At 61.4% G+C, this 3,167-nt stretch carries 2 protein-coding genes and 2 pseudogenes; 2 read left to right on the top strand and 2 right to left on the bottom strand.

Going from position 1 to position 3,167, the window contains the following annotated elements; translation table 11 throughout:
• Positions 1 to 617 (top strand): S1 RNA-binding domain-containing protein (locus A2I95_RS28685; protein ID WP_291735377.1); only part of this gene is annotated, 617 nt, incomplete at its 5' end.
• Between the two features lie 215 nt (positions 618 to 832).
• Here the strand turns inward: A2I95_RS28685 and A2I95_RS28680 are convergent.
• Positions 833 to 1,869: pseudogene (locus A2I95_RS28680) on the bottom strand (integrase core domain-containing protein).
• A 29-nt stretch (positions 1,870 to 1,898) separates the two neighbouring features.
• On the opposite strand from A2I95_RS28680, the pseudogene A2I95_RS28675 reads away from it, so the two are divergent.
• Positions 1,899 to 2,853: pseudogene (locus A2I95_RS28675) on the top strand (transposase); the annotation flags it as partial.
• 98 nt (positions 2,854 to 2,951) lie between these two features.
• Here A2I95_RS28675 and A2I95_RS28670 read toward each other — a convergent pair.
• A partial coding sequence (locus A2I95_RS28670) for a glutathione binding-like protein (RefSeq protein WP_291735375.1) occupies positions 2,952 to 3,167 on the bottom strand: 216 nt, incomplete at its 5' end.

The raw sequence follows: 3,167 nt of genomic DNA, 5'->3' as shown, positions 1-3,167 counted from the left end.
GCAACCCGTGGGAAGTCTTCTCCGAAGCCAACCCGGAAGGCACCGAGGTCGAAGGCGAAGTCAAGAACATCACCGAATTCGGTCTGTTCATTGGCCTCGACGGCGACATCGACGGCATGGTTCACCTGTCCGACCTGTCCTGGGACGAGCGCGGTGAAGATGCGATCCAGAACTACCGCAAAGGCGACATGGTTTCGGCCGTGGTTTCCGAAGTGGACGTCGACAAAGAGCGTATCTCTCTGTCGATCAAAGCTCTGGGCGGCGACAAGTTCGCAGAAGCGGTTGGCGGCGTGAAGCGCGGCTCGATCGTGACCGTGAACGTGACTGCCATCGAGGACGGCGGCATCGAAGTGGAATATGAAGGCATGAAGTCCTTCATCCGCCGCTCCGATCTGTCCCGCGACCGTGCCGACCAGCGCCCCGAGCGTTTCTCGGTTGGCGACAAGGTCGACGTTCGCGTCACCAACGTCGACTCCAAGACCCGCCGCCTGGGCCTGTCGATCAAGGCACGCGAGATTGCGGAAGAGAAAGAAGCAGTGGAACAGTATGGCTCCTCGGACTCCGGCGCATCGCTGGGCGACATCCTGGGCGCCGCACTGAAGTCGGGCGACGAGTAAGCTCCCCGGCCTCACGGCTAAGACTTGGAAAGCCCCGCAGGTTTCTGCGGGGCTTTTCGGTTGGGGCAGGGGCAGGTTTCAACACAGAGCGGACGTTTTCCCCTCATACTCATTGACCTGAGCCCCAAGTTTACTCCACCTCGGGGAGAGTCCTTAGGTCTGATTGCTCTGAGCCCCAACCTTGGACCGCCAGAATCTGGATTTCTCCGGCTCTGTCACGATGACGGGCTGGTGACGCCATCGGGATAATGCATGGCAATCGGGACGTTGTATCCGATTGCGCTGTGGGGTCTGTCGTCATTGTAGTGCCGCCGCCAATCCTCCAGCTTTTTGCGGGCATCTGCAAGGCTCATGAACCAGTGCGCGTTCAGGCATTCCGCCCGGAGCTTGCTGTTAAACGCCTCAATGAAGCCATTGCCCGCGGGCTTTCCAGGCGGTGAGAAGCCGAGGGTAACGCCGTTGGCGCAGGCCCGGAGATCGAGGCCCCGCGAGATGAACCCGCTGCCGCTATCGTCTCTGATCGTCTTGGGGCAGCCGATCTGCCCGCAGAGCCGTTCGAGCGTCTGCACAACATCTTCGCCCCGATAGGTGAAGCGCGGACCGGCCGCAGGGCTGAGCCGGGAATGCGTGTCGGCAACGGTCAGGATACGCAACCTCCTGCCCAGGGCGAGCTGGTCGTGAACGAAGTCCCTTCCGGCAGATTGCGCTTGCGCAATCGCCTTTCGGGCAAGGCATCGCCCAGACATCGTTCGGCCTGACGGCTTCCTGACGGCTTCCTGGTGGTCTTCCCGCAGCTTGGCCTTCACCCGGCGCTTGGGGTGCTTGTTCCTGAGCTGCAGGCCCAACTCATTGTAAATCATGAGGGTTTTCTTCATGTTGATCACCCGGCCCTCCCCAATCGACGCACATCCCGGTGGCAATCTCGCGCAAACGGCCAGGCTTCAGAGCTTTCGCCGAATGACCTCCTGAAGCATCTCCCGGTCCAGCGTCAGATCCGCCACGGTTGTTCGGGGCAAACAGTCCCCCAGACTGTTTGCGTTTCCCTCCAGCTCTTCAGCCGGGTGTTCTCGTCCTCCAGCGCTTTCAGCCGGCGCATCTCGTCCGGCAGAAGGCCCCCGTATTTTTTCTTCCAGTTGAAGTATGCCGCCTGGCTGATCCCGGCCTTGCGGCAGATCTCCGCGACCGGTGTGCCTTGGGCGCTCTGCTTAAGGATGAAGGCCTTCTGCGCCTCCGTGAACTTCGATGCTTTCATGCGGTTCCGCTCCTCTCCCAGCCAGGGAAATTCAGCGGAAAACTCCAGCTCTGAACGATCCAGTTTTCAGGGGGCAGAGCAAGATCTGCCGGACTGAGGCGCTCAGCGGGCATGTAGCGGCTTGCGTCACGTGCGGCCACCAGCACATTGCGTACAACAGTTGCAAGAACCGTCACTGCTCCAAAAACCAGGGTCCGGCGGCGTGCGACTGGATGGCGGCGCGCGCCGAAGATCTTTTGCCGGTGGAGTATTTCCACACCGTCTTCACCCTGTCAGCCGAGATCGCCCGCATTGCATACTGGAACAAGAAGGCGGTCTATGGCCTCTTGTTCCGCACCTCTGCCGAAACGGTCATGACCATCGCGGCCGATCCCAAGCGCTTGGGCGCGAGAGTCGGCATGACCAGTGTCCTGCACATCTGGGGATCGGCACTGACCTGCCACCCCCATGTCCACATGATCGTTCCAGGCGGCGGGCTGTCGCCGGAGGGCGCCCGATGGGTCAACTGCAAGCTGGGCTTCTTCCTGCATGTCCGGGTGCTGTCGAGGCTGTTCCGGCGCCTGCTCATCGAAGGGCTGATCGCGCTGCATGGTTCCGGGAATCTTGCTTTCTATGGCGATCTGAGCGGACTGATCGACGCCAAAGCGTTCGCTGCCTGGCTCGCCCCGCTCCGCAAAACCGATTGGGTGGTCTACGCCAAACCGCCCCTTGGCGGGCCGGAGGCGGTGCTGGCCTATCTGAGCCGTTACATCCATCGGGTGGCAATCTCGAACAATCGCCTCGTCAGCGCAGGTGATGGCACCGTCACGTTCCGCTGGAAAGACTATCGTATCAAACGCGGTGATCGGCAAAAGGTCATGAGGTTGGCCACCGGCGAGTTCATCCGCCGATTCCTGAACCACGTCTTGCCGGACAGTCCGGCACTACGGTCTGCTGGCCAGCGCGGCCCGAATGGCAAGCATTACAAAGATCCGCGCGATGCTTGAGGTGGAACAGCCACAGCAAGACTCTGCGACGGACACCGTGGTTATCCGCCCGGAAATCATCTGCCTGAACGAAAGGCCTGGGTTCGCGACCTCGACCTATGTCCGCAGTCCTGATCTCTCCCGCTCCATGACGGCCTTCAACGCCGGACGATCGGCGCAGCGCCTTATCCAGGCTTGGACGGAGGGCTGTTCCGGCACGGCGTCCGGAAGCCAATGGAACGGGCTCGACAGCAGCAGGTCGACCGCCGAATAGTCCTCGCCGAGAAGATACCGCTGGCCGTCCAGCGCTTCGGACAGGCGGGAGAAAACGGC

The organism is Leisingera sp. F5 (genome assembly GCF_001593695.1).
This window is presented reverse-complemented; position numbering and strand designations above follow the sequence as displayed.